This window comes from Vibrio sp. Vb0349, assembly GCF_033338975.1.
Genome location: NZ_JAWOTS010000219.1, coordinates 1 through 1,359, shown reverse-complemented (window position 1 = coordinate 1,359; position 1,359 = coordinate 1). Strand labels below are relative to the sequence as shown.

At 44.8% G+C, this 1,359-nt stretch carries 3 protein-coding genes; 2 read left to right on the top strand and 1 reads right to left on the bottom strand.

Translation table 11 applies throughout. The features are described from left to right. A partial coding sequence (locus R7Q47_RS24705; RefSeq protein WP_318089903.1) for an NAD(P)-dependent oxidoreductase occupies positions 1–364 on the top strand: 364 nt, incomplete at its 5' end. 6 nt (positions 365–370) lie between these two features. Beyond that, on the top strand, positions 371–943 hold the full coding sequence (locus R7Q47_RS24700) for a uracil-DNA glycosylase family protein (RefSeq protein ID WP_015297453.1): 573 nt from the start codon (positions 371–373) through the stop codon (positions 941–943). A 219-nt stretch (positions 944–1,162) separates the two neighbouring features. Here the strand turns inward: R7Q47_RS24700 and R7Q47_RS24695 are convergent. After that, positions 1,163–1,359, bottom strand: a 197-nt coding sequence (locus tag R7Q47_RS24695; protein WP_318089898.1) for a uroporphyrinogen decarboxylase family protein, incomplete at its 5' end; no start/stop codon positions are given.

The window sequence follows — 1,359 nt, the reverse complement described above, 5'->3', positions numbered from 1 at the left end:
AGATATTGTCGTTAATACGTTGCCGAGCACACCTAATACTCGTGCCTTGCTCAACCGTGAAACACTTCAACATCTCAACCAAGCTTTATTATTCAATGTAGGTAGAGGAGATGTGTTGGATGAAGCCAGTTTGTTGCTCGCCATCAAGAATCGCTGGGTAGAACACGCTTTCTTGGACGTGTTTGAGCAAGAACCATTGCCACCAGCGCATCCGTTTTGGAAGTTACCGCAAGTGACCATCACGCCACACATCGCCGCATTGAGCTTTCCTGAACAGGTGGTCGACATTTTTGCCGACAATTACCGACTTTGGCGCGATGGTTTCTCATTAAACAATCAAGTGGATTTCGAGAAAGGGTATTAAAGATAGATGTCTCTAGAGAATCTACTCCAACAAGTGCGCGCGTGCCAGATCTGCGCTGAGAGTTTACCTCTCGGAGCCAACCCTGTGGTTCAAGCCGGTAAAAACGCACGCATTCTGATTATTGGCCAAGCGCCAGGAACAAAAGTCCACAGCACTTCGATACCTTGGAATGATCCAAGTGGTGACCGACTGCGCCAATGGCTTGATATCGACAAAGACGTGTTCTATGACCCGAATAAAATTGCCATTGTACCGATGGGATTCTGTTATCCAGGTAAAGGTAACTCGGGAGATCTACCACCGAGAAAAGAGTGTGCTCCTACGTGGCACAAAAAGATTCTCGAACAGCTCCCCAATATAGAGTTGACTCTGCTTATTGGTCAGTACTCTCAGCAGTACTACCTCACCAACAAGCCCAAAACTCTCACGCAAACCGTTCAGCAATGGCAAGATTGGGAACCTGAGTTTATTCCTCTACCACACCCTTCCCCACGCAATACGCTGTGGTTAAAGAAGAATCCATGGTTTGAGTCGGAAGTCGTTCCCTATATCCAACAGCGCGTTCACTCGATGCTTTGAGTTACCGATGATCTAATTGCTAGTTAATCTGAACAAGAAAATTGAAACACAAACAACATAAGTTTAAGTCATTGTTTATAAATGACTTAAATATTTGTTGTACAGCTTAGTCAGTAATTAGATCATAACAGGCCAAATACTTACTAAGCTGTACAATTCAAATTTCAGGTAAAAAAATACCGGCACTGATGGCCGGTATTGGATTTCAATAAATCGAGATTATTTGTGGTAAGGCTTAGATAGCTCATGTACCGCTTCAACAAACACACCCGCGTTTTCTGGCGGCACATCTAGGTGGATGCCATGACCTAGGTTGAATACGTGACCTGTACCAGCATCACCAAAACCTTCTAGGATACCCGCTACTTCTTCACGGATACGCTCAGGTGAAGCGTAAAGCATAGATGGGTCCATGT